Origin of the sequence: Pseudomonas sp. B22129, from assembly GCF_044218875.1 — a bacterium.
Classification (GTDB): domain Bacteria; phylum Pseudomonadota; class Gammaproteobacteria; order Pseudomonadales; family Pseudomonadaceae; genus Aquipseudomonas.
On the sequence record NZ_CP162592.1, the window covers coordinates 1,067,365 to 1,091,492 of the forward strand.

Genomic DNA, 24,128 nt, shown 5'->3' on the forward strand with positions numbered 1-24,128 from the left:
CAGGGCGTGTTCCGGTCAATGCCCGGCGCTTTGCCCGCCGTCTACGTGAAGAATTTCGCCGGTGACGAACCCGGCGTTTTCCAGGTAGATGATCGCCTGGGCGATATCACTCACCTCCCCCATGTGCCCGACCGGGTGCAGTTGCCCGAGCGCCGCGTGGGTTTCTTCGCCGTGCATCGGCGTCTTGATGATCCCCGGGCTCACCGCGTTCACGCGAATACCGCGCTTGGCGTACTCGATTGCCAGGGATTTGGTCGCCGAATTGAGCCCACCTTTTGTGAGGTTGGCGAGCACCGAGGGCACGCCGTCAATGGCGTGGTCGGCCAGGCTGGTGGTGACGTTGACGATGTGGCCGGTGCGGTTCTTTTCCATCTCGGCGAGGGCAAGTTGAGTGATGTAGAAAAAGCCGTTGAGGTTCACCGCCAGCACGTTCGCGTAATCCTCCTGGGTATAGGCGGTGAAGGGTTTGGCGATGAAAATGCCGGCATTGTTGATCAGGCTGTCGATACGCCCGAAGGTGGCCAATGCTTCGCGAACCACCCGTTGAGCGGTGGCCGGGTCGCCGATGTCACCCGCCACGGTGTGAATGTTCGGGTCGTCTGACGGCTGGATCGAACGCGAAGTGGCAACCACGCGATAGTCCAGCGCGCGGTAGGCCTGGACCACGGCGGCACCGATGCCTTGGGACGCGCCAGTGATGATGACGACTTTGCTCATGATGCTTCTCCGGTAGGGGCTTGGGATTTGCGGTATTCGGTGGTGGTGATGCCGGCATAGCCCCAGTTATCGGTGTCGATTTCTTCGATGACGATGTGGGTCAGCTCCGGGCGTTTGTTGAGCACGCGTTCGAGGGTTTCGGTGAACTCGGCAATGACCTGGGCTTTTTGCTCCGGGGTCACTCCATCACGGGTGATGCGCAGGCTGATAAAGGGCATGGCGTTAACTCCAGTGGTCGGCCATCGAGGGGTGACGGGCCGGCAGTGGGGCTAATTTAGGCGTGCGCCGCGAGCGGATAAATGGGGGGCCGGGTACTTCATTAGTGATGCGGTGTAACAAGCCAGTGCGCGATTGCCAGGCATAAAAAAACCCCGAACAGGTCGGGGCTTTTTATCGCCTGGAATCAGGCGCGACGCCGGATCAATCAGAAAACGTTGATCGGGTAGTCGGCGAACAGGCGGATTTCGTTACCGCCTACGTTGTAGTTGCTGGCGTTGTTGGAAACGCGCAACCAGGACGCACGAGCACGCAGGCTCAGGTCTTTGGCTGGGCCGCTCTGTACCACGTACTTGAACTGGTTCCAGATTTCACGCTCGGTGCCATCGCCACGGCCGCTGCCGTCGTCGATGTTGGTACCGCGCACGTAGGCAATGTTGTAGGTCAGGCCCGGTACGCCGAAGGTGGCGAAATCGATGCCATAACCCGCTTGCCAGGAGCGCTCGTCCTTGCCGTTGAAGTCGGACCAGTAGGAATTGGCCAGCAAGATGGTATTGCCGCCGTCGCCGATGCCGCCAGCGTTGCGGTAGCCGCCGTACAGGTAGCCGGTGTCGCCGGTGCTGCGCTGGTGAGCGAGGGTGAAGCTGTGCGGGCCAACAGCCCAGGTAGCGCCCAGGCTCCAGATTTTGTTGTCGCGGGCGTCGGCGTCACCTTGGTTTTCCAGGGCGAAGCTCTTGTCCAGCTTGGTCTTGTAGCCGTTGAAGTCAAAGGTCAGCGACTGCTTCTCTGGCAGGGCCAGCACGTAGTTGACGTTGACGTATTGCTTCTTCAACACGTCTTGCATGTTGGAGGCATACAGCGCCGCCGACAGGCTTTCGGTGAATTTGTAGCTACCGCCGATGTAGTCGATGCTTTTCAGACGGCCGCTGTCGCTACCTTCGGCGCTCTTGCGAGCTTCTTTGGTGAAGTGACCAGCGTCCAGCTGCAGGCCGGCGATTTCTTTGGAAACGATCGAAGTACCCTCGAAGGTTTCCGAGAGCAGGCGGGAGTTGTCGTACTCCAGGACCGGAACGGCTGGCATCTGCTGACCGTATTTGATCACGGTGTTGGAGATGCGCGCCTTGACGGCTGCGCCGCCTTTGGCCAGGTCATTGGCGGCTTCGCCGCTATCGCCTTGCTTGAAGAAGTCGATACCGCCTGCGCCGCTGCGGCCTTTACCACCGTCCAGACGGATAGCGTATTGGCCGATCACGTCAACACCCACACCGACGGTGCCTTGGGTGAAGCCGGATTCGAACTTGCCGATGAAGCCCTGGCCCCATTCGGCTTTGTCTTGCTTGCCGTTTTTGTAGTCGCGGCTGATGTAAGCGTTGCGTGCTGCGATGTTCAGGTGGCTGTCGTCAACGAAACCCTTGGATTGCTCCTGGTCGTTGGCCATGACTGTCGATGCGCTCAAAATCCCCAGAGCGATCAGACTCATCCGTTGTTTCAACATTTTTTTATATTCCTTATTACTGGTTGATTACGCGCTGTGACACCAAGCTCCGTGTCGCTTTTTTGGTGTCGACTTTTTCCAGAAAAAAGAAGGCCCGCGGACGACTGAACTGCCGCAGGCCTTTTTTATTGGATGAGTCATGGCGGTTAGCCACAGGCGTTGGGCGCAATCCTATGCGCGGGTTGAACTATGTGTCAATTTCGTGAATCGTCTGTATTTAGGCGAAAAAAGTCTAAGCGGTGTGTTCCAGAGCCTTCCCGAGAGCCTGAAAAACCGTCCGATTCGTCAACAAAACACATTAGGTAACACTTCTGGCATCAGGGATGTTTGGTAATAGATAACGCACGCAAATGCAAAGCATTACCATTCGCGCGCAAATTTATTCCCACCCTTTCCGGATACATTCCCCATGCCTGCCCCTCGCCTGACGCCCATCACTTTTGGGCTTTCTGTTCTGCTGTCTGCCGGTTTTGCCTGCGCGGCCACGGTGCTGCCCGAAACCTCGGTGAGCGCCGAAGCCGATGAAGATGACCCACGCGTCAGGGAAACCAACACCGCCACGCGCACCGCGACCTCGGTACGTTACGTACCCCAGGCCATCGACTCGGTAAAAACCGAAAGCCTGCGTGCTTACGGCACCAACGACCTGGGCAAGGCATTGAGCGGCATTCCCAACGTCAGTAGCGGCGCCGACACGCGCTTCGACAGCTTGCGCATTCGTGGTTTCGACGCGAGTAACGACTTCTACCTCGACGGCATCCGCGACGACAGCCAATACGTGCGCGACCTGCACAACATCGAACGCATCGAAGTACTCAAAGGCCCGGCGGCTGTGCTTTACGGGCGCGGCGGCCAGGGCGGCATTGTCAACCGCGTGAGCAAACTGCCCCAAGCCGGGCTTAAATCCAGCATCGAAGCCCAAGGCGGCAGCGAGGATTTGCGCAGCCTGTACGCCGACCTCAACACCGATCCGTCAGACAACATCAGCCTGCGCCTGAACCTGGGCAACCAGGACAACAACAGCTTTCGCGATGGCGTCAGTGGCAACCGCAAGCTGTTCGCGCCCGCCATGAGCTGGCAGCTCACCCCCGACCTCAACTGGCTGGTGCAATACGAATACAGCCGCTACAACCGCACGCCGGATCGCGGCATCCCGAGTGTCAACGGGCGCCCGGCGGACGTGAGCCGCGGCACCACCTACTTCGACAACCGCGACTACATCGACGACAAATCCCAATCCCTGCGCTCCAAGCTGGCCTATGAGCTCAACGCCAACTGGCAACTGCGCCACACCCTCGGCGTGTTCAAACTCGACAGTGATTTCGACAACACCTACCAGACCGGCTATGACTCGAAGACCAACAAGGTCACCCGCCAGCGCTGGCAACAGGACCTGACCACCCGCAACGTGTTCAACAACCTTGAGCTGGAAGGCGGCTTCGACACCTTCGGCCTGGAACATCGCCTGCTCACCGGCTTTGAGCTGGGCAGCCAGCGTCGCGATCCAAAGCTGTACACCGCCACCGCCGTCAACCGTGGCGGCCAGGCCGTGCCGAGCCTGGACCTCAACACCCCCAATCGCCATTTGAGCCACACCGGGCGGATGAGTGCCTCGAGCAACAACCACACCGAAGTCGAGAGCCGCGCCTTGTATGTGCAGGACCAACTGCGCCTGAACGATCAATGGCAACTGCTGGCAGGTCTGCGTTACGACCACTTTGAAGTGGACACCACCAACAAGCTGCTCAACACCCGGCAAAACGTCGAAAGCCGCAGCGCCAGCCCGCGCGTAGGCCTGGTGTGGACGCCACTGGAGCATCACTCGTTTTACGCGTCGTGGAGCAAAACCTTCTCGCCGGCAGGCGGCGGCTTGATCGGCATCACCCCGAACGCCGCAGGCAGCGTCAACGATCTGAGCCCCGAGCTGACCCGGCAAAAGGAAGTCGGCGTAAAAAGCGACTGGCTCGACGACCGCCTCAGCACCACCCTCGCCGTGTACGAGCTGGAACTGTATAACCGCCGCACCAGCGACCCGCTGGACCGCACCATCACCCTGCTCACCGGCATGCAGCGTTCACGCGGCGTCGAGTTGACCGCCACCGGCAAAATCGTCGGGAACTGGTATGTGCGCGGCGGCATCGGCCTGCAGGACGCCAAGGTCGAGAAGGACAATAACGGCTTTGAAGGCAAGCGCGTCAGCGACGTAGCCAAGCGCAATGGCAGCGTGTTCATCACCTGGAAACCGGAGATGGGCTGGTACGCGGAAACCGGTTTGACGCTGGTGGGCGACCGCTATGCCGACAACCTCAACACCGTGATGCTACCGGGTTATGGCCGATGGGATGCGCTGGCCGGGTTCCGCCAAAAGGAATGGGATGTACGGGCGGCGCTGAACAATATCGCTGACAAGCACTACTACGAATCGGCCACCAGCGCAGCACAGATCCAGCCGGGCGAGCCGCGCAGCCTGGTCGTTACAGGCACCTACAGCTTCTAGGTTCTGCACCGTCAATGTGGGAGCTGGCTTGCCTGCGATAGCGGGGTGTCAGCTGGAAATATTTAGCTGACACTCCGCTATCGCAGGCAAGCCAGCTCCCACATTTTCAGATTCCGGTGTTCTTCAGTTGTGCATCAGCTCACACAACGCTTTTACTTCATCCTCACTGAACAACCCCGCCGGGTAACGTTCACTCATCACACTGCGCAGGTCGGTTTGCCTGACCTGTCGCGAGCCGTTTGCCTTCAACCACTGCGCCAGCGCCTGGATAGCATCACCGTTGACCCGCATCGGGTGGAACGGGCGCGTGTAGATCAGGTTGATATCGGCATTCATTTCAGCGCTCTCTCCTACTGCGTGAGCGGCTAACTTACTCAAGGTTTGTGACAGAACTGCGCAGTCATGACCTTGGGTTACTGTGGCAACAGCGATACAAGAGCTATGCCAATGTCCCGTGTTTATAGGTATTCGGACACAAAAAAACCCGCGACCTTGCTGGGCCGCGGGCTTGCTGTGAGCGCCATAAACGGGTGGCTTTAAGCCACTACCGAAAACGCTGTTACAACTGCACTCAGTTTTTGTGCGGGGCTGGCTGCTGTTGAGTCAGGCAATGGATATTGCCCCCACCCAGTAACAGTTCGCGACCCGGCACCATCACCACTTCATGCTGCGGGAACAGACTCTGCAGGATTTCCTTGGCCCTACTGTCCAGTGGGTCGTCGAAACTTGGCGCGATGATGCCGCCATTGACGATCAGGAAGTTGACGTAGGAGCCGGCCAACCGCACGGTCGGGTTCCGTTCCTGCGAACCGTCAACCGGGTCGACACCGGCACATTCCTCTTCAGTGGCATACAACGGGCCTGGAATCGGCATCTTGTGCACTGTGAACGGGCGACCTTTCGCATCGGTGCTGCTTTGCAGCACGTCCATGGCCGCGTGGCAGCGCACGTAGTTCGGGTCTTGCGGGTCATCGGTCCAGGCCAGCAACACTTCGCCCGGGCGCACGTAGCAGCAGAAGTTATCCACATGGCCGTCGGTTTCGTCGTTGAACAGGCCGTCCGGCAGCCAGATAACCTTATCCACCGCCAGGTTGTCGCCGAGGATGGCTTCGATAGCTGCGCGATCCAGGTGCGGGTTGCGGTTGCGGTTCAGCAAGCATTCTTCGGTGGTGATCACCGTACCTTCGCCGTCAACGTGGATTGAACCACCCTCGAGCACAAAGCCTGCGGTGCGATAGCGCGGCGCGCGTTCGATCTCGAGGATCTTGCCGCCCACCTGCGCGTCGCGGTTCCACGGCGCGTACAGGCCGCCGTCAAAGCCGCCCCAGGCGTTGAAGTCCCAGTTCACGCCGCGCACTTCGCCGCTGTTGTTGATCACGAACGTCGGGCCGGTGTCGCGCACCCAGGCGTCGTCGTTGGACATTTCCACCACGCGGATATTGGGCACATCCAAACGCGCACGGGCGTTTTCGTACTGGCCGGCGGAAACCGCGACCGTCACCGGCTCAAAGCGCGCAATCGCCTTTGCTACCGCCACGTGCGCGGCCTGCGCCGGCTTGCCCCCCAGGCGCCAGTTGTCCGGGCGTTCGGGCCAGATCATCCAGGTTTGAGTCTGTGGTGCCCATTCGGCGGGCATGTAAAAGCCATCGGCGCGAGGTGTGCTGTGCAGGGTGGTCATGGCAGGCGGGGCTCCGAATGGGGGGTGAAAGCCAACTTTATAGCGGATAAAAATCGGCTTTAAAAGCGATAAAAGATCATAAGCAATGAATATGACAATAATTAGCCGATAACAATCGACTAACTAGAGTTGTTCGTCCAGCACCTTCGACAGCATGTCGACAAAGAAATCCACGCTGCGTTTCGAGGTGACCATTGGCGGCTTGATCTTGAGAATGTTGAGGTAATCGCCGGTCGGTTGCATGAAAACACCCAGCTCGCGCAGGCGATCGCACAGCAGCATGGTTTCCTCGGTGGCAGGTTCCAGGGTGCGCGGGTCGCGAACCAGCTCCAGCCCCAAATAGAAGCCGGAACCGTGAACGGCGCCCACCAACGGGTGACGGTCGATCAGCGCTTCCAAGCGCGCCTTGAAATGCCCGCCCACCACCTGAGCGTTTTCCCACAGCTTTTCTTCCTCCATCACATCCAGCACCGCCATGCCGATCTTGCAACTGACCGGGCTGCCGCCGGACGACGAGAAAAAGTAACCCTCGGCCTCCAGCGCTTCGGCAATTTCACGCCGGGTGATCACCGCGCCCAGTGGCTGGCCGTTACCCATGCCCTTGGCCATGGTAATGATGTCGGGCACCACGCCCTGCTCTTCAAAGCCCCAGAAGAAATGCCCCATACGGCCATAACCGACCTGGACTTCATCGGCAATGCACACGCCACCTTGGGCGCGCACCAACCCATACACCTGTTGCAAGTAGCCGGGTGGCAGTGAAATCCCCCCGGCATTGCCGTACACCGGCTCGCAGATGAAACCGGCCAGTTGGCGCTTGCTGGCGGCGACTTTCGCCAGGTTATGTTCCACGCTTCGTACGTAGTCCGGGGCGCTGTCCTGCCCACGAAACTCACCGCGATAGGTATTGGGTGCCGTGACCGGGTGGACCCAGTCGGGGCGGCTGCTCAGCGCGTGCGGGTTGTCGGCAATCGAAGTGGATACTGCATCCGCCGCCACCGACCAACCGTGGTAGGCCTCGAGCACGCTGAGCATGTCGCGCCCGCCGCTGTAGGCCCACGCCAGGCGAATCGCCAGGTCATTGGCCTCGGTGCCGCTGTTGACCAGAAATACGCGGTCCATGCCTAGGGGCGCCAGCGCCAGCAAGCGCTCGGAAAACTCCGCGATGGCCGCGTAATGAAAGCGCGAGTTGGTGTTGAGCAACGACCACTGCCGCGCCGCCACCGCCGCCATGCGCGGGTGGCCGTGGCCCAGCACTGCCACGTTGTTGAGCATGTCCAGGTAGGAACGGCCCTGCATATCGATCAGGTGGTTGCGCCAGCCGCGCTCGATGCGTGGCGGGTCGACGTAATAGTGTTTCTGTGAACGGGCAAAACTGGCATCACGCCGAGCCAAAAGAGCCTCGGGGTCCAGTTCGGGCTCGGCATCGCAGGCCAACCCCAGCAATTGCGCGGGCGACGGGCACAGCGCCTGCCAGGCTGGCGCCCTGGACGGTGTGCAAAACAACGGCGGCTCAAGGTCGGCGCGGCATAACTGTACGGTCAGTGGTGCGTGGACTTCGCCAAGCACTTGCCCTTTCACCAGCGCCGAGTCAGGTGCCAACAGGGTTGTCACCCCCCATAAAAGCACGCTCAACTCGCTGCCCTGCAGGCACAGTTGGCCATCGGCGCCGTGGCGCAATGTCCCGGCAAACGGTGCTTCCATCACCGTGCCATGGGGTAGATGCAATGCCACATGAAGGGGGAACGTCTGCGGCTCGGCGGCACTGTCCGGGACAGTGCGTGACAACCGGTATTGCCCATACCGGCTGGCCGCCAGCCCATGCACCGCCGCCGCTTCATCCAGCAAGCGCCGGTCGATACCGGGTTGCTCCCAATTGCCGGCGTCGAAATGCGGGCTGAGCACACCCAGATCGATCAGCGCGAATTCGCGCCCCACCAGGCCCGGCAGCAGGGGCGCGAAATCCTGGCTGGCCAACGGCGGCAGCGTTTCCCCCACGCACCGCAAAATAGCAGCCTCCATCAACTCGAACGGCACCGAAGCCGCCACATGGAAGATTTCCCACTCGTGCTCGGCGTTTTTCAACAAATAAGAGTTGTCCTGGTCCAGCCGTTGCTGCTGCTCGCTGCTCAATACCAGCACTGCAGCGCGGGCGACGATCAACGGCCACAGTGCCTGCAGCTCTTCGCGGCTCAATGGCGTAACCGCGTGACAGGCCTGGATCGCCGGCAGGATGGTAAACGGGTCGCCGTCGGCATGATGCAACAGGGCGGCGCAGGTCACCGACAGGTCAGCAATGCGCCAGGTGTGCACCAGGTCGCCGAAATCGATCACGCCCTGTAGTTGCCAGTGCCGCTTGGCATCGCGCTGCCAGACCACGTTGTCGTCGGTGATGTCCATGTGCACCGCCTGCCACGGCAGGTGCTGTGCCAACGGCTGCAGGCGCGCCCCGACTTGCTCGGCGACTCGCTCCAGCGCGGTGCGATGGGGCAGGTTTTCAAGGGCGCCCAGCAAGTGCTTGATCAAGGCTTGGGCGTGGCGCGGGTCCCATTGCAGGGTGCGGTCCAGGCCCGGGTGCTGGAAGTGAGCGAGTGCCTGGCTCATCTGCCCGCACAACTCGCCAAAACCTGCGATCACGTCGCGGCCAAGGTGCGGCAAGTGGGTCAGCGGCTGGCCCTCGATATAGTCCAGCAACCGCAGGTGCAGGCTTTGCCCGTCGACAACCACGCTCAACAGTTCTTCACCCGTGCGGGCGGGAATGACCTTTGGCACCCGCACCTTATCGCCCAGCTCATGCAGCGCGGCATGCTGGGCCTGCAATTCAACGGCGGCGTAGTCACCCCGGCAAATCTTCAGAACAAACCGCCCACGCTCGCTGTCGACTCTGTAGTTAAGGTCTTGTTGGCTGCCCAGCGACTGCAAAGTGCCAGTAACGCCATAATGCTGTTCCAGCCATTGGGCTGCCTGAGCGGGGCTCACTTGGGGGCACGGCAAACTGGCACGATGGATCAGCGTGGCAAGCAACATTGTGACGACCTCGGCTTTTTTAGGCGTCTATATCGCCATTGTTCGGCCCCGTTAATCAACCCCTCATGCTCACCGCACTTGCACCGGCTCGATTCACAACTCAAGCTATGCATCTTTCGCCCAGTGTCCGTCTAAGGAAAAGGCTCCCGACATGCGCATTCTCATCACCGGCGGTGCCGGATTCATCGGCTCCGCCCTGATCCGCCACCTGATCCAAAACACTGAGCATGAAGTGCTCAACCTGGACAAACTCACCTACGCCGGCAACTTGGAATCGCTGACCAGCATCGCGTCCAATAGCCGTTATGAGTTCGTCCAGGCCGATATCATCGACCAAGCGACCGTCAGCGCGGTGCTGGCACGCTTTGAGCCCCAGGCCATCATGCACCTGGCTGCCGAATCCCATGTCGACCGTTCGATTGACGGCCCGTCGGATTTTATCCAGACCAACATCGTCGGCACCTACAGCCTGCTGGAGGCCACCCGCGCCTACTGGCAAACGCTGGCAGAGCCGGCCAAAAGCGCGTTTCGCTTCCACCACATCTCCACAGATGAGGTCTATGGCGACCTGCACGGCGTGGACGACCTGTTCACCGAAACCACGCCTTATGCACCCAGCTCGCCCTATTCCGCCAGCAAGGCGGCTTCCGACCACTTGGTCCGCGCGTGGCAACGCACCTATGGCCTGCCGGTGCTACTGACCAACTGCTCGAACAACTACGGGCCGTTCCACTTCCCTGAGAAGTTGATTCCGCTGGTGATTCTCAATGCCCTCGCGGGCAAGCCGCTGCCGGTCTACGGCGATGGCCTGCAGGTCCGCGACTGGCTGTTCGTCGAAGATCACGCGCGCGCACTGCTCAAGGTCGTGACCGAAGGCGTGGTCGGCGAGACCTACAACATCGGCGGCCACAACGAACAGAAAAACATCGACGTGGTGCGCGGCATTTGCGGCCTGCTGGAAGAACTGGCGCCGCAGCGCCCGGCCGGTGTGGAAAAATTCACCGACCTGATCACCTTCGTCAAGGACCGCCCGGGCCACGATCAACGCTACGCGATCGACGCCAGCAAGATCGAACGAGAATTGGGCTGGGTCCCGCAGGAAACTTTCGAAACAGGCCTGCGCAAAACCGTGCAGTGGTACCTCGATAACCTCGAATGGTGCCGCAGGGTCCAGGACGGCAGTTATCAAGGTGAACGACTCGGCAACACTGACAGTAAGGATTTGATTGCATGATGAAGGGAATCGTATTGGCCGGCGGCTCCGGCACCCGTTTGCACCCCATCACCCTGGGCGTGTCCAAGCAACTGTTGCCGGTGTATGACAAACCGATGATCTATTACCCGATCTCCGTGCTGATGTTGGCGGGGATCAAAGACATCCTGGTGATCTCCACGCCTGTGGACTTGCCGCAGTACCGCAACCTGCTCGGCGATGGCAGCCAGTTTGGCGTGCGTTTCAGCTATGCCGAACAGCCGTCCCCGGACGGCCTGGCCCAAGCGTTCATCATCGGTGAAGAGTTCATCGGGAATGACCCGGTGTGCCTGATCCTGGGCGACAACATCTTCCACGGCCAGCATTTCGGCGACCAACTGCGCAACGCCGCCCAGCGTCCCTCCGGCGCCACGGTGTTCGGCTACTGGGTCAAGGACCCGGAGCGTTTCGGCGTGATCGACTTCGACAAAGAAGGCCGCGCCCTGTCGATCGAAGAAAAACCGGCGAAGCCAAAGTCGAGCTATGCCGTAACCGGCCTGTATTTCTACGACAACGATGTGATCAAGATCGCCAAGGCGGTCAAGCCTTCGCCACGCGGCGAGCTTGAGATCACCGACATCAACAATGCCTACCTCCAGCGCGGCGACCTGCACGTTGAACGCTTCGGCCGTGGTTTCGCCTGGCTCGACACCGGCACTCACGACAGCCTGCTGGAAGCCTCGACGTACGTGCAGACCATCGAGCACCGTCAGGGCCTGAAAGTGGCTTGCCTTGAAGAGATCGCTTACGAGAACGGCTGGATCGACCGTGATTACCTGCTGGAGCGCGCCAAATACTTCGGCAAAACCGGCTATGGTCAATACCTGTACACACTCGCGGGAGACGCTCAATGAAGGTAACGGCCACTGATCTGCCCGGTGTATTGATCATCGAGCCCAAGCTTTTTGGCGACGATCGTGGCTTTTTCTATGAGAGTTTCAACGCCCGGGCGTTTGCCCAGGCGACCGGAATGCAGTTGGAGTTTGTGCAGGACAACCATTCACGCTCGCAAAAAGGCGTGCTTCGCGGCCTGCACTATCAGATCGAACATGCACAGGGAAAGCTGGTGCGTGTGACGGCGGGTGAAGTAGTGGACGTTGCGGTGGATATCCGCCGCAGCTCGCCCAATTTCGGCAAATGGGCCAGTGTGCGCCTGTCTGCCGAGAACAACCGCCAACTGTGGATTCCACCAGGGTTTGCCCATGGTTTTGTAGTGCTCAGCGACTCCGCGGAGTTCCTCTACAAAACCACGGACTACTACACGCCCACAGCCGAGCGATGCATTCGCTGGGACGACCCCGAACTCAAGATTGATTGGCAACTGGACAGCACTCCCACGCTGTCCGCCAAGGATCAGAGCGGCAAAAGCCTGAAAGAAGCGGATTTGTTTCCATGAGCACTGAGCTGAAAATCCTCATCACCGGCCAGCACGGCCAAGTCTCCCGGGAGCTGCAACAGCGGCTCCAGGGTTTGGGCGAGCTTGTCGTATTGGGCCGTGATCAACTTGATCTGGCCAACGCCGAACAGATTCGCCAACAAGTACGGGCACACCGCCCGGGCCTGATCATCAACGCCGCAGCCCACACGGCGGTTGACCTGGCAGAAAGCGAACCCGACGCCGCGTTTGCCATCAACGCCATTGCCCCTGGCATCCTGGCCGAAGAGGCCAAGGCCTTGGGCATCCCGCTGATCCACTACTCCACCGACTACGTGTTCGACGGCAACAAGCCTGCGCCGTACACCGAAGCCGACGCTCCCAACCCGTTGGGTGTCTACGGCCAGAGCAAACTGGCAGGCGAGCAGGCCATTGCGGCAGTGGGTGGCGAACACCTGATTCTGCGCACCAGTTGGGTCTATTCCAGCCACGGCAAGAATTTCCTGCTGACCATGCAACGTTTGCTCCAGGAAAAACCGCACATGCGCATCGTCGCCGACCAGATTGGCGCGCCGACGTGGGCCGGTACCATCGCCAACAGCACCCGCGCGCTGATCGAACGCTGGCAGGCCGGCCTTGCCGGTGATTGGGGTGTTTATCACCTCACCGCCAGAGGGGAAACCTCCTGGTTCGGTTTTGCCGAGGCGATTGGCGAACACCTGCGCGCCAGCGGCCACGCCTGCGCCGAGCTGGAAGCCATCCCGTCCAGCGCCTACCCGACTCCTGCCAAGCGCCCGCTGAACTCACGCCTGGATTGCAACCGTCTGCAACAGCAATGGCAGGTCAGCCAGCCGCAATGGCAAGACGCATTGCGCGAGTGTCTTGCACAGCAGCACTAGGCATAATGCGCCTGTACCCACAGGCGCATGACTCCCATGACTCCACCCCTCCCGCGAAGACCCCGCTGGCGCAGCCTTGCCCTGCTGGCGTTGTGCCTGGCACCGCTGCTGTGGCCGCTGGAGCATTTGGCCGAGCGCTATTACCGCAGCGAGCTGGCCGGGCAAAACCGCCAGACCCTCGACCTGTACGTCGCCAACTTGTTGGGCACCCTGCACCGTTATGAAGTGTTGCCGCAGATCCTCGGCGACCTGCCTGCCCTGCGCACCGCACTGGACGCGCCGCACGTCAGCACCAACCTGACCAACGCTAACCTGCTGCTCAAGGACGTCGCCGCCCAGGCCGGCGTGGAAGTGATGTACCTGATGGACACCACCGGCAAGACCCTTGCCGCGTCCAACTGGGACAAGCAGGACAGTTTTGTAGGCCGCAACTTCTCGTTCCGTCCGTATTTCAGCGAAGCCATGGCCGGGCGCCTGGGACGGTTCTTCGGCCTGGGTACCACGTCAGCCAAGCGCGGTTACTTCTTCGCCGCCGCCGTGCGTGATGGCGACACGATCATTGGCGTGCTGGTGGTCAAGGTCGACCTGGACCACACCGAAAGCCTGTGGGGCAATACGCCCGAACAATTGCTGGTGACCGACCACAACGGCGTGGTGATCCTCACCTCACGCCCGCAATGGCGATTCCGTGCCACCCGGCCGCTGACCGCTGAAGAGCGCCAGGCGATCATCGCGATCCAGCCCTACCCGACCCGTGACCCGCAGCCGCTGGCCCTCAGCTCCACCGCCTGGTTGCGCCAGTCCACCGCCATCGCCGAAACCGGCTGGACGGTGGAGATCCTTGCGCCGCGCTCCCTGATCAGCCGCCCCGTGCGTACCGTGGTAGCCGTCGGCGGCGCCACCTTGCTGGTGTTGATGCTGTTGTTGGGGCTGATGATGCAACGCCGCCGCCACTATCTGGAACGCATCGCCTTCGAAGCCAAGGCCCGCCGCGAACTGGAAGCCCGTGTGGTCGAGCGGACCAGTGACCTGGAAGGCCTCAACCGGCGCCTGAAACAGGAAGTGCTGGAGCGTGAACACGCCCAGCAGGAACTGGTACGCGCCCAGGATGACCTGGTACAGGCGGGCAAACTGTCGGCGCTGGGCACCATGTCGGCGAGTATCAGCCACGAACTCAACCAGCCGCTGGCGGCGATTCGCAGCTACGCGGAAAACGCCGAAATCCTGCTCGACCATGAGCGCACCAACGATGCCCGCGGCAACCTCAAACTGATCAGCGAACTGACCGGGCGTATGGCCTCGATCATCGCGCACCTGCGTGCCTTCGCCCGCCGCGACCGTCATGCCCCGGAAAGCGTGGCGTTGCAGCCGGCACTGGACGATGCCTTGGCGCTGCTGGCCAAGCGGCGACGCTCGATGGAAGTCGAACTGATTCGCGACTTGCCGGAAGCCACGCTGTGGGTGCAAGCCGGCGAAACGCGCCTGCGTCAGGTGCTCGGCAACCTGTTGGCCAACGCCCTCGACGCGCTCACCGAAAAGGGCCCGCCGCGCAAACTCTGGCTGAGTGCCGAAACCACCGAGCAAGGCGTCAACCTCTACATTCGCGACAACGGCCCGGGCTTTTGCATGGAAGCGTTGGGCCGCGCCAGCGAGCCGTTCTACACCACCAAGACCCGCACCCAGGGCCTCGGGCTGGGCCTGGCAATCTGTGACACCTTGATGCGTGCCTTTGGCGGCGAACTGCTGTTCGCCAACCACAAGGAAGGCGGCGCGTTGTTAACCCTGAAATTGCGTGCCGGCTCGCCGGGCGTCAGTCTGCAACCGTCCGAGGACCGCAGTGTATGAGTATCGATAACGGGATTCAGGTGGTGTTGATCGACGACGATCCACACTTGCGTCAGGCCTTGTGCCAGACCCTGGACCTGGCCGGGCTGAAAGTCCTGACCCTGGGCGAAGCCACCGGCCTCACTGCGCGCCTGTCGCGGGACTGGCCGGGCGTGGTGGTGAGTGACATCCGCATGCCCGGCATGGACGGCCTGGAGCTGCTTGCCGAATTGCACGGCCAGGACCCGGAGCTACCGGTGCTTCTGATCACCGGCCATGGCGACGTGCCACTCGCCGTGCAAGCCATGCGCGCCGGCGCCTATGACTTCCTCGAAAAGCCCTTCGCCAGCGACGCCTTGCTCGACAGCGTACGTCGCGCCCTGGCCCTGCGCCGCCTGGTACTGGACAACCGCAGCCTGCGCCTGGCCCTCAGTGACCGCCAGCAACTGAGCACCCGCTTGGTTGGCCACTCACCGCAAATGCTGCGCCTGCGCGAGCAAATCGGCGCCCTGGCCGCGACCCGCGCCGATGTGCTGATTCTGGGCGAAACCGGTGCCGGCAAAGAGGTCGTCGCTCGCGCACTGCACGACCTGTCAAGCCGCCGCAGCGGGCCGTTTGTGGCGATCAACGCAGGCGCCCTGGCAGAATCGGTGGTGGAAAGCGAGCTGTTCGGCCATGAGCCGGGCGCGTTTACCGGCGCGCAGAAACGCCGCATCGGCAAGTTCGAATTCGCCAACGGCGGCACGCTGTTTCTCGATGAAATCGAAAGCATGAGCCTGGACGTGCAGGTCAAACTGCTACGCCTGTTGCAGGAGCGAGTGGTGGAGCGCCTGGGCGGCAACCAACTGATCCCGCTGGACATCCGCATCATCGCGGCCACCAAGGAAGACTTGCGCCAGTCCGCTGACCAGGGACGCTTTCGTGCCGACTTGTACTACCGCCTCAACGTCGCGCCACTGCGCATTCCGCCGCTGCGCGAGCGCGGCGAGGATGCGTTGATGCTGTTCCAGCACTTCGCCGACGAGGCCAGTAGCCGCCACGGCCTGCCGTTGCACGAACTGCAGCCGGGGCAGCGCGCGTTGCTGTTGCGCCACAGCTGGCCGGGCAATGTACGCGAACTGCAGAACGCTGCCGAACGCTTTGCTCTGGGTTTGGAGCTGGCATTGGACAACTCGCCGGACAACCCGGCGGCCGGCGTGCTGACGTCCACCTCCGGGGGCTTGAGCGAACAAGTCGAGCAGTTCGAAAAAAGCCTGATTGCCGCCGAGCTGACCCGCCCGCACAGCTCCGTGCGCAGCCTCGCCGAAGCCCTCGGCATACCGCGCAAAACCCTGCACGACAAACTGCGCAAGCACGGCCTGAACTTCGCCGACAGCGCCAGCCATGGCGCTGACGACGAATGACCCAGCCCACCCGCCAAGAGGCCCCCATGAACCGCGACAGCCGTTACCTGGAATCCATCCTTCACCACGACATCCCCCTCACCCGGGAAATGGGCCTCAAAGTGCTCGACTGGCAACACGGCCAACTGCAACTGCACCTGCCCTTGCAGGCCAACATCAACCACAAGAGCACCATGTTTGGCGGCAGCCTCTACTGCGGCGCGGTGCTGGCCGGCTGGGGCTGGTTGCATTTGAAGTTGCGCGAGGAAGGGGTTGAAGATGGGCATATCGTGATTCAGGAAGGGCAGATCAGTTATCCGCTGCCTGTCACCCAGGATGCGACCGCGATCTGTGCTGCCCCGGAAGACAAGGTGTGGAAGCGGTTTGTGGCGACCTACAAGCGTTATGGCCGCGCGCGGCTGACGCTGGAAACACGGGTGGTGAACGAAGGCAGTGAAGACCCCGCAGTGACGTTCACCGGCCAGTACGTCCTGCACCGCTGAAAGCCCCAACGCAAAACCAAATGTGGGAGCTGGCTTGCCTGCGATGGCGGTAGTGAATTCACCACCGCCATCGCAGGCAAGCCAGCTCCCACATTAAATCACCACCCGATTCAGGACCGGGCCAGGCTCAGCAACCGCTCACGCCATGCCGCTTTCGCCGGCAGCGCCAAAAAGAACGGGTTCAACAACGAAGCCCGCGCCGGATAGCTGAACCGCTCGCCGCTCAATTCCAGCACCTCGCCACCGGCGCCTTCCAGCACGCCCTGAGCTGCAGCGGTGTCCCACTGCGAAGTGGGCGCCAGGCGGGGATAACAGTCGGCGCTGCCCTCGGCCAGCAGGCAAAATTTCAGCGAGCTGCCGATATTCGCCAGTTTCAGCTCACCCAAACCTTCGCTCAAACCATCCAGCAAACGCTCCTGCTCAGGGCTGGTGTGACGACGGCTGGCAACCACGGTAAATGCTTCACCCGCAGCAGGCGTTTGGCGTACCTGAATCTGCTTGGGCGCTTCCCTCACATCCGAACGCCACGCTCCCAGCCCCGCGCCACCGAAGTAGCAGCGGCCGCTGGTCGGTATCGACACCACACCAAACACCACGCGGCCGTTTTCGATCAGGGCAATATTGACGGTGAACTCTTCGCTGCCGGAAATGAACTCCTTGGTGCCATCCAACGGGTCAACCAGCCACCAACGCTGCCAGCCGGCGCGCACGCTCTGGTCAATATCGGCGTCTTCTTCGGACAACACGGGAATGCTTGGATCCAGCGCGGTGAGACCGGCCAGAATCAAATGGTGAGCAGCCAGGTCGGCAGCCGTTACGGGCGAGTCATCGGACTTGGACGTCACAGCCACATCAGCGCGCCAGTACGGCAGAATCACCTCGCCCGCCTGCCGGGCCAGCTCAATCACGGGGGCAATGAAAGGGTGGCCTAAAAACAGTTCGCTCATGCGATAAACGCTCCACGCTGGGTCAACAGGTCTCGTACCAGGTACAGCGCGGCCAATGCACGGCCCTCGCTGAACTGCTCATTTTGCGCCAGTTGCGACAGCTCGCGCAGGTTCACCCTGTCTACACGCATCGGCTCGGGTTCATCGCCTTCAAGGCGTTCTTCATAAAGCTCGGTGGCCAATACCACCTGGATTTTCTGGCTCATATAGCCAGGCGACAGTGACAGCTCGGTGATGTGCTCCAACTGCCGGGCACCGTAGCCAGCCTCTTCCTTGAGCTCGCGGTCCGCCGCTGCCAGCACATCCTCGCCGGGCTCGATCAGCCCCTTGGGTAAGGAAAGCTCATATTCGTCGGTCCCGCCACAGTACTCTTCGACCAGCAATGCATGCTCGGCGTCGATCATCGCCACGATCATCACCGCACCATAACCGGCGCCACGGCCCACCAGGCGTTCGTAGGTGCGTTCAACGCCATTGGAAAAGCGCAATTGCACTTCTTCAACGCGGAACAAACGGCTACTGGCGACAATTTCGCGGGCGAGGACGGTGGGTTTCTGGCGCATAAGCGGCTCCTTGGCGTGATCGGGTTACTATACCGTGGCTTTTCCGATTGTCTGTGTCGGATATCTTTACTTACATGAGAACGCCCCATGCCCTCTTTGCCCTGGCACGCCATCGACACCATCCTGCTGGACATGGACGGCACCTTGCTCGACCTGCATTTCGACAACCACTTCTGGATGGAGCACCTGCCGCAGCGTTACGCCGAGCTGCACGGGGTAAGCCGGGCCATGGCCGAGATGGAGTTGCAGCCGCTGTTCGAGCGTAACGCCGGACAGTTGCAATGGTATTGCCTGGATTTCTGGAGCACGGAATTGAAGATTCCGGTGCGCGAACTCAAGCTGGAAACCGCTCACTTGATCGCCTTGCGCCCGGACGCGGATACCTTTCTGGCGGCCATCAAAAAAGCCGGCAAGCGCGTGATCATGATCACCAACGCTCATCGCGACGCGCTGTCTCTGAAGCTGGAGCGCATCGAGTTGGCGCCGTATTTCGAGCGGCTGATCAGTTCCCACGATTACGGTTTCCCCAAGGAAAGCCCGCAATTTTGGGACGCCCTGCAAGCCGACATCCACTTCGACCCGGCGCGTAGCCTGTTCATTGACGACACCTTGCCGATTCTGCGCAGCGCGCGGGATTTTGGTGTGGGGCATTTGTTGGCGGTGAAAGAGCCCGATAGCCGCAAAGGGCCAAAGGACACCGCAGAGTTCGCGGCAGTTGATGATTATCGCGACCTTATTGCTGGGCTCTAACCCAATGTGGGAGCGGGCTTGCTCGCGAAGACGGTGTGCCAGTCAATACATTGGGTGACTGATCTACCGCATTCGCGAGCAAGCCCGCTCCCACATTTCGTTCCGCGTATTACTCAGGAATGCGCAGCACCTGCCCTGGGTAAATTTTGTCGGGGTGCGACAGCAGCGGCTTATTGGCCTCAAAGATTTTGTTGTACTTGTTGGCGTCGCCATATTCAGCCTTGGAGATGGCGCTAAGCGTGTCTCCTTTCTTCACCGTTACAAAACGAGCAGCAGCGGTGGCTGGGCCAGTCACGGTGATCTTGTCTTCAACACTGCCGACACCTGCAATGTTACCGGCCGCCAAAATGACTTTTTCCTTTTCTTCCTGGGTCGCCACTTCACCCGTCAGGATGACTTTGTCGCCCTCCACGGTGGCTTGCACATTGGGGTTACCCAGACCGACCTTGGAGATGTGGTCCTTCAACTGCTCACCCGCGTTCGCATTGCCCGGCGTCAGCAAATCGATCAGCTTTTCGCCAGCTTCCTTCACAAAACTAAATAGGCTCATGGTGCACTCTCCTTGGGGGTTTAAATTCCAGATACCCAAGACTAGACCAGTCCTACAGAACCGGGTTCCGGCCCGACCAAAGACTCAAACGCGCTAGAATCCTGCGCCATTGGAATAAGCCTGGAGCGAAGATGGACATCAAGCAGCTGAAATTCCTCATCGCCCTCGACGAAACCCGCCACTTCGGCCAGGCGGCGGCGCGCTGCCATATCACCCAGCCGACGCTGTCGATGCGCCTGCGCAACCTCGAAGAAGAACTTGATCTTCCATTGGTCAATCGCGGCCAGCGCTTCGAAGGGTTTACCGCACCTGGCGAACGGGTGCTGGCGTGGGCGCGCACGGTGCTGGCGGCCTATGACGGCTTGCAGGCCGAGGCGGCAGCCTGCCGCGGCAACCTGGTGGGCACCTTGCGCTTGGGCGTGGTGCCGCTGTCGAGCTTCGACCCTTTGGCATTAATGCAGCAGTTGCATAAAGAGCACCCGAGCCTGCGCTTCGAGCTGTCGGCATTGAGCTCGGAGCAGATTCTTGAACAACTGGCGAGCAACCGGCTGGACCTCGGCGTGTCCTACCTGGAGCGCCTGGACAATGAACGCTTTGACTCGCTGGCCTTGGGCGAAACCCGTATGGGCCTGCTTTACGACCAACGGTTTTTCAGCTTCGGCGACACGCCCCTGAGCTGGGAAGCGCTGATCGAACTGCCGCTGGGCATGCTCACCAGCGGCATGCACTTTCGCCAGTCCATCGACCACAACTTCCACAGCCGAGGGCTCAACCCGCAACCCTTGCTGCAAACTGATGCGGTGCATCAATTGTTACAAGCCGTGCACGGTGGCCTGTGTTGTGCGGTGATGCCGTTGGAAGGCGGCCTGGATGCGCTCACCGAGCATTTGCGCCTGCAACCGATCGAGGAAGCCCACACACTCGCGCGCCTCGGTCTGATCATGCGTCGCAGTGCGCCACGCTCGGCATTGGCAGAGGCCTGTTTTGCACTGTTTCAAAAATCGCAGCAGGAGCCTTGATCGACGCCATCTATCGGTAGATCAGTACTGGCAATTAGACGCGACCCTTTGTCGCGCCTAGTCTAAACACTGATCAATCCGTCGGTGGTACTGCCCCATGAACGCCAAGCGCCCTGCCTGCGCGGCGCCCGCCCCTGAAGTGCCCGCGCCAGCCGCCAGCCAGACCTACCAGTATTGCAACCTCGAACACACCGAAGTCGCCACTACAGCCTTGGCGGAAGAAGTGGCGTTGGCGATTGCCTACAACGACATCAGCCAAGCGGTGATGCTGGTGACGCCGACGGACCTTGAAGATTTCATTGTGGGTTTCAGTATCGGCAGCGGCATTATCGCCGACGTTAGCGACATCTATGACCTGAAACTCAGCGGTTCGGGCTCGGCCCAATACGCGCAGGTGCAGATTTCCAGCCGCGCCTTCTGGAACCTCAAGCAGCAGCGCCGCCAACTGGCCGGTACCAGCGGCTGCGGTTTGTGCGGAGTCGAAGCCGTCGAACAAGCCTTGCCGGACCTGCAAGTGTTGCCCGGCGCGCCGTTGCCGCCCGCCGAATGGCTCGATGGCCTGCGCCAACGTATCAGCGCATTCCAACCCCTGGGCCAATACAGCGGCGCGGTGCATGCGGCGGTGTTCATGAACGGTCAGGGTGAATTATTGCTGGGCCGCGAAGACATCGGCCGGCATAACGCGCTGGACAAATTGATCGGCGCCCTGATCCGCCAAAAGATTCCGACCAACGGCGGCCTGGCGATTGTCACCAGCCGCTGCAGCCTCGAACTGATCCAGAAAGTATTGCGCGCCGGCATCCAGACCCTGGTCAGCCTGTCGTCGCCCACCGGCCTCGCCCTGCAATGGGCCCGCCGGCACAACCTCAATCTCATCCACCTGCCGCAGAAAAGTGCGCCGCGGGTCTATAGCCCTGCGATGGAGAACCAGCCATGAGCCAACATCACCAAGCCGACCAAACCCCGACCCCGCGCTACAAGCCTTACAAAGGCCCGGCCGGCGGCTGGGGCGCACTGATCAGCGTGGCGCAGGCCTGGCTGACCAGCGACAACGCGCTGAAAAACCTGCGCATGATGCTCAAGACCAACCAGAACGGCGGCTTCGACTGCCCGGGTTGCGCCTGGGGCGACTCGCCGGAAAGTGGCATGGTCAAGTTCTGCGAAAACGGCGCCAAGGCGGTGAACTGGGAAGCCACCAAACGCCGGGTGGACGCTGCCTTCTTCGCCAAGCACAGCGTCACCGCATTGCTGGAGCAGAGCGATTACTGGCTGGAGTATCAAGGCCGCCTGACCGAGCCGATGCGTTATGACGCCGAAACCGACCGCTACAAACCTATCAGCTGGGAAGCGGCGTTCGACCTGGTGGGCAAACATCTCAACGCCTTGCCAAACCCGGACATGGCCGAGTTCTACACCTCGGGCCGTGCCAGCAACGAAGCCGCGTATCTGTATCAGCTGTTCGTACGCGCCTACGGCACCAACAACTTCCCGGACTGCTCGAACATGTGCCACGAAGCCAGCGGCGTCGCCCTGGCGCAAAGCGTCGGCGTCGGCAAAGGCACCGTGACCTTTGATGATTTCGAACACGCCGATGCAATTTTCGTGTGGGGCCAAAACCCCGGCACCAACCACCCGCGCATGCTCGAACCGCTGCGCGAAGCGGTTAAACGAGGCGCCCAGGTGGTGTGCATCAACCCGCTCAAAGAGCGCGGCCTGGAACGCTTCCAGCATCCGCAACACCCGCTGGAAATGCTCACCAACGGCGACAAACCGACCAACACTGCCTACTTCCGCCCGGCACTGGGTGGCGACATGGCCATCCTGCGCGGCATGGCCAAGTTCCTGTTGCTGTGGGAGCGCCAGGCCCAGGCTGAAGGCAAGGAAGCAGTGTTCGACCACGACTTCCTCAACGAACATACGGCCAACGTGCTGGATTACCTGGGCAAGATCGACGACACCTCGTGGGACGAGATTGTCGAGCAGTCGGGCCTGACGCTGGTTGAGATCGAGCAAGCGGCACGCATGTACGCCAAAGGCAAGAACGTGATTATGTGCTGGGCGATGGGCATCACCCAGCACCGTCACTCGGTGCCGACCATCCAGGAAATCGCCAACCTGATGCTGCTGCGCGGCAACATCGGCCGCCCGGGCGCTGGCCTGTGCCCGGTGCGTGGCCACAGCAACGTGCAGGGCGACCGCACCATGGGCATCAATGAACGCCCACCGGTAGCGTTCCTGGATTCGCTGGAGCGTCGCTTCCAGTTCCAGGTACCGCGCGACAACGGCCACAACGTGGTCGAAGCCATTCACGCCATGCTCGAAGGCCGCTCCAAGGTGTTTATCGGCCTGGGCGGCAACTTCGCCCAAGCTACACCGGACAGCCCGCGCACCTTCGAAGCCCTGCGCAATTGCGACCTGACGGTACAGATCAGCACCAAGCTCAACCGTAGCCACCTGATGCATGGCAAAGACGCGCTGATCCTGCCATGCCTGGGCCGCACCGACATCGACATCCAGGCCGACGGCCCGCAAGCGGTGACGGTAGAAGACTCGTTCAGCATGGTTCACGGCTCCAATGGCCAACTGCAGCCATTGTCGAAACTGATGAAATCCGAACCCGCAATTCTGGCCGGCATTGCCGCCGCCACCCTGGGCAGCAAACCGGTGGACTGGAACTGGCTGGTGGCCGACTACGGGCGTATCCGCGACCTGATCGCCGACACCATCCCCGGCTTCAAGGACTTCAACGAGAAGATCAAAAACCCGGGCGGTTTCTACCTGGGCAACTCGGCCGGTGCTCGCCGTTGGAACACCCCGTCGGGCCGCGCCAACTTCCGCCCGAACATCCTGCCCAAAGACCTGATCCACGAACGCACCCACGCCACCGGCCGCGTGCCGGACCTGATCATGCAATCCATGCGTTCCCACGACCAGTACAACACCACCATTTATGGCCTCGACGACCGTTACCGGGGCGTGAAGGGCCAACGGGACGTGCTGTTCGTCAACGAAGCCGACATCATCCGCCTGGGCTTCAAGCCAGGTCAGAAAGCCGACATCGTGTCGCTATGGGAAGACGGCCGCGAGCGCCGCGTGAAGGGTTTTACGTTGCTGGCGTTTGATATTCCGGCGGGCCAGGCCGCAGCTTACTACCCGGAAGTGAACCCGCTGGTACCGCTGGAAAGCACCGGTGATGGCAGCCATACACCGACGTCGAAGTTCGTGGCGATTCGCCTGGAAGCGGCAAGTGACAGTGGCTTGATCATGGCCCGCTCTGCCTGACTTGATCCGGGCTCTGCTTTGCTTGAACTACCGCTTTCGCGAGCAAGCCCGCTCCCACACTTGAAATGCGTTCCAAATGTGGGAGCGGGCTTGCTCGCGAAGAGGCCGGCACAGTCGCCCTCTATTTTTCAGGCAGAAAAAAAGGCCGCTTT

General features: G+C 61.1%; 21 protein-coding genes. 12 read left to right on the forward strand and 9 right to left on the reverse strand.

Annotation, left to right across the window (positions count from 1 at the left end):
• Positions 1 to 15 precede the first annotated feature (15 nt).
• The 3 genes from AB4P94_RS04930 to AB4P94_RS04940 all read right to left on the reverse strand — a co-directional run bounded on the left by AB4P94_RS04930 (position 16) and on the right by AB4P94_RS04940 (position 2,428).
• Positions 16 to 717 carry an SDR family NAD(P)-dependent oxidoreductase gene (locus AB4P94_RS04930; RefSeq protein WP_395609633.1) on the reverse strand — a complete coding sequence of 234 codons (702 nt, stop codon included), beginning with the start codon at positions 715 to 717 and terminating at the stop codon, positions 16 to 18.
• Positions 714 to 935, reverse strand: coding sequence for a 4-oxalocrotonate tautomerase family protein (locus AB4P94_RS04935; RefSeq protein WP_395609634.1), 222 nt, complete (start codon positions 933 to 935; stop codon positions 714 to 716). Before AB4P94_RS04935 ends, AB4P94_RS04930 begins: the two co-directional genes overlap by 4 nt.
• A gap of 206 nt (positions 936 to 1,141) precedes the next feature.
• Positions 1,142 to 2,428, reverse strand: a complete 1,287-nt coding sequence (locus AB4P94_RS04940; RefSeq protein WP_395609635.1) for an OprD family porin — start codon at positions 2,426 to 2,428, stop codon at positions 1,142 to 1,144.
• Positions 2,429 to 2,837: 409 nt separating this feature from the next.
• Between AB4P94_RS04940 and AB4P94_RS04945 the strand changes: the two genes are divergently transcribed.
• Complete coding sequence (locus AB4P94_RS04945; protein WP_395609636.1) at positions 2,838 to 4,925, forward strand: TonB-dependent receptor; 2,088 nt, start codon at positions 2,838 to 2,840, stop codon at positions 4,923 to 4,925.
• 123 nt (positions 4,926 to 5,048) lie between these two features.
• Here the strand turns inward: AB4P94_RS04945 and AB4P94_RS04950 are convergent, their stop codons facing one another.
• From AB4P94_RS04950 to AB4P94_RS04960, 3 genes are all read right to left on the reverse strand, one after another.
• The gene (locus AB4P94_RS04950) at positions 5,049 to 5,261 is read right to left on the reverse strand and encodes a hypothetical protein (protein ID WP_395609637.1); all 213 of its coding nucleotides are present in this window, start codon (positions 5,259 to 5,261) and stop codon (positions 5,049 to 5,051) included.
• A 235-nt stretch (positions 5,262 to 5,496) separates the two neighbouring features.
• Positions 5,497 to 6,603, reverse strand: coding sequence for an agmatine deiminase (gene aguA, locus AB4P94_RS04955; protein WP_395609638.1), 1,107 nt, complete (start codon positions 6,601 to 6,603; stop codon positions 5,497 to 5,499).
• A 123-nt stretch (positions 6,604 to 6,726) separates the two neighbouring features.
• Positions 6,727 to 9,630 (reverse strand): aminotransferase, encoded by a 2,904-nt coding sequence (locus tag AB4P94_RS04960; RefSeq protein ID WP_395609639.1) that lies wholly within the window; start codon positions 9,628 to 9,630, stop codon positions 6,727 to 6,729.
• A gap of 151 nt (positions 9,631 to 9,781) precedes the next feature.
• Between AB4P94_RS04960 and rfbB the strand changes: the two genes are divergently transcribed.
• From rfbB to AB4P94_RS04995, 7 genes are read left to right on the forward strand one after another with little or no spacing between them, the layout of a single operon-like run.
• Positions 9,782 to 10,864, forward strand: a complete 1,083-nt coding sequence (rfbB, locus tag AB4P94_RS04965; RefSeq protein WP_395609640.1) for a dTDP-glucose 4,6-dehydratase — start codon at positions 9,782 to 9,784, stop codon at positions 10,862 to 10,864.
• Complete coding sequence (gene rfbA, locus AB4P94_RS04970) at positions 10,861 to 11,736, forward strand: glucose-1-phosphate thymidylyltransferase RfbA (protein WP_395609641.1); 876 nt, start codon at positions 10,861 to 10,863, stop codon at positions 11,734 to 11,736. Before rfbB ends, rfbA begins: the two co-directional genes overlap by 4 nt.
• A complete protein-coding gene (rfbC, locus tag AB4P94_RS04975) occupies positions 11,733 to 12,278 on the forward strand; it encodes a dTDP-4-dehydrorhamnose 3,5-epimerase (protein WP_395609642.1) in 546 nt (181 codons plus the stop codon). Before rfbA ends, rfbC begins: the two co-directional genes overlap by 4 nt.
• The gene (gene rfbD / locus AB4P94_RS04980; protein ID WP_395609643.1) at positions 12,275 to 13,156 is read left to right on the forward strand and encodes a dTDP-4-dehydrorhamnose reductase; all 882 of its coding nucleotides are present in this window, start codon (positions 12,275 to 12,277) and stop codon (positions 13,154 to 13,156) included. The genes rfbC and rfbD overlap by 4 nt, the downstream gene beginning before the upstream one ends.
• Before the next feature lie 36 nt (positions 13,157 to 13,192).
• A complete protein-coding gene (locus AB4P94_RS04985) occupies positions 13,193 to 15,001 on the forward strand; it encodes an ATP-binding protein (RefSeq protein ID WP_395609644.1) in 1,809 nt (602 codons plus the stop codon).
• Positions 14,998 to 16,383, forward strand: coding sequence for a sigma-54-dependent transcriptional regulator (locus AB4P94_RS04990; protein WP_395609645.1), 1,386 nt, complete (start codon positions 14,998 to 15,000; stop codon positions 16,381 to 16,383). The genes AB4P94_RS04985 and AB4P94_RS04990 overlap by 4 nt, the downstream gene beginning before the upstream one ends.
• A 26-nt stretch (positions 16,384 to 16,409) precedes the next feature.
• Positions 16,410 to 16,865, forward strand: a complete 456-nt coding sequence (locus AB4P94_RS04995; protein WP_395609646.1) for a YiiD C-terminal domain-containing protein — start codon at positions 16,410 to 16,412, stop codon at positions 16,863 to 16,865.
• Between the two features lie 110 nt (positions 16,866 to 16,975).
• Here AB4P94_RS04995 and cysQ read toward each other — a convergent pair whose 3' ends face one another.
• Positions 16,976 to 17,812, reverse strand: a complete 837-nt coding sequence (gene cysQ, locus AB4P94_RS05000; protein ID WP_395609647.1) for a 3'(2'),5'-bisphosphate nucleotidase CysQ — start codon at positions 17,810 to 17,812, stop codon at positions 16,976 to 16,978.
• Positions 17,809 to 18,375, reverse strand: a complete 567-nt coding sequence (nudE, locus tag AB4P94_RS05005) for an ADP compounds hydrolase NudE (protein WP_395609648.1) — start codon at positions 18,373 to 18,375, stop codon at positions 17,809 to 17,811. Before nudE ends, cysQ begins: the two co-directional genes overlap by 4 nt.
• Before the next feature lie 87 nt (positions 18,376 to 18,462).
• On the opposite strand from nudE, the gene yrfG reads away from it, so the two are divergent.
• Positions 18,463 to 19,125 carry a GMP/IMP nucleotidase gene (yrfG, locus tag AB4P94_RS05010; RefSeq protein WP_395609649.1) on the forward strand — a complete coding sequence of 221 codons (663 nt, stop codon included), beginning with the start codon at positions 18,463 to 18,465 and terminating at the stop codon, positions 19,123 to 19,125.
• Positions 19,126 to 19,234: 109 nt separating this feature from the next.
• Here the strand turns inward: yrfG and lysM are convergent, their stop codons facing one another.
• A complete protein-coding gene (gene lysM / locus AB4P94_RS05015; RefSeq protein ID WP_395611297.1) occupies positions 19,235 to 19,675 on the reverse strand; it encodes a peptidoglycan-binding protein LysM in 441 nt (146 codons plus the stop codon).
• A gap of 131 nt (positions 19,676 to 19,806) precedes the next feature.
• Between lysM and AB4P94_RS05020 the strand changes: the two genes are divergently transcribed.
• The 3 genes from AB4P94_RS05020 to AB4P94_RS05030 all read left to right on the forward strand — a co-directional run bounded on the left by AB4P94_RS05020 (position 19,807) and on the right by AB4P94_RS05030 (position 23,976).
• Complete coding sequence (locus tag AB4P94_RS05020) at positions 19,807 to 20,694, forward strand: LysR family transcriptional regulator (protein WP_395609650.1); 888 nt, start codon at positions 19,807 to 19,809, stop codon at positions 20,692 to 20,694.
• A gap of 97 nt (positions 20,695 to 20,791) precedes the next feature.
• Positions 20,792 to 21,631: a formate dehydrogenase accessory sulfurtransferase FdhD gene (fdhD, locus tag AB4P94_RS05025; RefSeq protein ID WP_395609651.1), complete on the forward strand. Its 840-nt coding sequence runs from the start codon at positions 20,792 to 20,794 to the stop codon at positions 21,629 to 21,631.
• Entirely contained in the window at positions 21,628 to 23,976 is a 2,349-nt protein-coding gene (locus AB4P94_RS05030; protein ID WP_395609652.1) for an FdhF/YdeP family oxidoreductase, read from the forward strand. The genes fdhD and AB4P94_RS05030 overlap by 4 nt, the downstream gene beginning before the upstream one ends.
• Positions 23,977 to 24,128: the final 152 nt, after the last annotated feature.

What these genes read in the sequence shown, in the direction of transcription:
- lysM (WP_395611297.1), bottom strand. Translation starts at nt 19,675, where the DNA reads ATGAGCCTATTTAGTTTTGTGAAGGAAGCTGGCGAAAAGCTGATCGAT.
- AB4P94_RS04960 (WP_395609639.1), bottom strand. Translation starts at nt 9,630, where the DNA reads ATGTTGCTTGCCACGCTGATCCATCGTGCCAGTTTGCCGTGCCCCCAA.
- AB4P94_RS04985 (WP_395609644.1), top strand. Translation starts at nt 13,193, where the DNA reads ATGACTCCACCCCTCCCGCGAAGACCCCGCTGGCGCAGCCTTGCCCTG.
- fdhD (WP_395609651.1), top strand. Translation starts at nt 20,792, where the DNA reads ATGAACGCCAAGCGCCCTGCCTGCGCGGCGCCCGCCCCTGAAGTGCCC.
- AB4P94_RS04945 (WP_395609636.1), top strand. Translation starts at nt 2,838, where the DNA reads ATGCCTGCCCCTCGCCTGACGCCCATCACTTTTGGGCTTTCTGTTCTG.
- AB4P94_RS04950 (WP_395609637.1), bottom strand. Translation starts at nt 5,261, where the DNA reads ATGAATGCCGATATCAACCTGATCTACACGCGCCCGTTCCACCCGATG.
- rfbD (WP_395609643.1), top strand. Translation starts at nt 12,275, where the DNA reads ATGAGCACTGAGCTGAAAATCCTCATCACCGGCCAGCACGGCCAAGTC.
- rfbA (WP_395609641.1), top strand. Translation starts at nt 10,861, where the DNA reads ATGATGAAGGGAATCGTATTGGCCGGCGGCTCCGGCACCCGTTTGCAC.
- yrfG (WP_395609649.1), top strand. Translation starts at nt 18,463, where the DNA reads ATGCCCTCTTTGCCCTGGCACGCCATCGACACCATCCTGCTGGACATG.
- AB4P94_RS04995 (WP_395609646.1), top strand. Translation starts at nt 16,410, where the DNA reads ATGAACCGCGACAGCCGTTACCTGGAATCCATCCTTCACCACGACATC.
- AB4P94_RS04930 (WP_395609633.1), bottom strand. Translation starts at nt 717, where the DNA reads ATGAGCAAAGTCGTCATCATCACTGGCGCGTCCCAAGGCATCGGTGCC.
- cysQ (WP_395609647.1), bottom strand. Translation starts at nt 17,812, where the DNA reads ATGAGCGAACTGTTTTTAGGCCACCCTTTCATTGCCCCCGTGATTGAG.
- rfbB (WP_395609640.1), top strand. Translation starts at nt 9,782, where the DNA reads ATGCGCATTCTCATCACCGGCGGTGCCGGATTCATCGGCTCCGCCCTG.
- AB4P94_RS04935 (WP_395609634.1), bottom strand. Translation starts at nt 935, where the DNA reads ATGCCCTTTATCAGCCTGCGCATCACCCGTGATGGAGTGACCCCGGAG.
- aguA (WP_395609638.1), bottom strand. Translation starts at nt 6,603, where the DNA reads ATGACCACCCTGCACAGCACACCTCGCGCCGATGGCTTTTACATGCCC.
- AB4P94_RS04990 (WP_395609645.1), top strand. Translation starts at nt 14,998, where the DNA reads ATGAGTATCGATAACGGGATTCAGGTGGTGTTGATCGACGACGATCCA.
- rfbC (WP_395609642.1), top strand. Translation starts at nt 11,733, where the DNA reads ATGAAGGTAACGGCCACTGATCTGCCCGGTGTATTGATCATCGAGCCC.
- nudE (WP_395609648.1), bottom strand. Translation starts at nt 18,375, where the DNA reads ATGCGCCAGAAACCCACCGTCCTCGCCCGCGAAATTGTCGCCAGTAGC.
- AB4P94_RS04940 (WP_395609635.1), bottom strand. Translation starts at nt 2,428, where the DNA reads ATGTTGAAACAACGGATGAGTCTGATCGCTCTGGGGATTTTGAGCGCA.
- AB4P94_RS05020 (WP_395609650.1), top strand. Translation starts at nt 19,807, where the DNA reads ATGGACATCAAGCAGCTGAAATTCCTCATCGCCCTCGACGAAACCCGC.
- AB4P94_RS05030 (WP_395609652.1), top strand. Translation starts at nt 21,628, where the DNA reads ATGAGCCAACATCACCAAGCCGACCAAACCCCGACCCCGCGCTACAAG.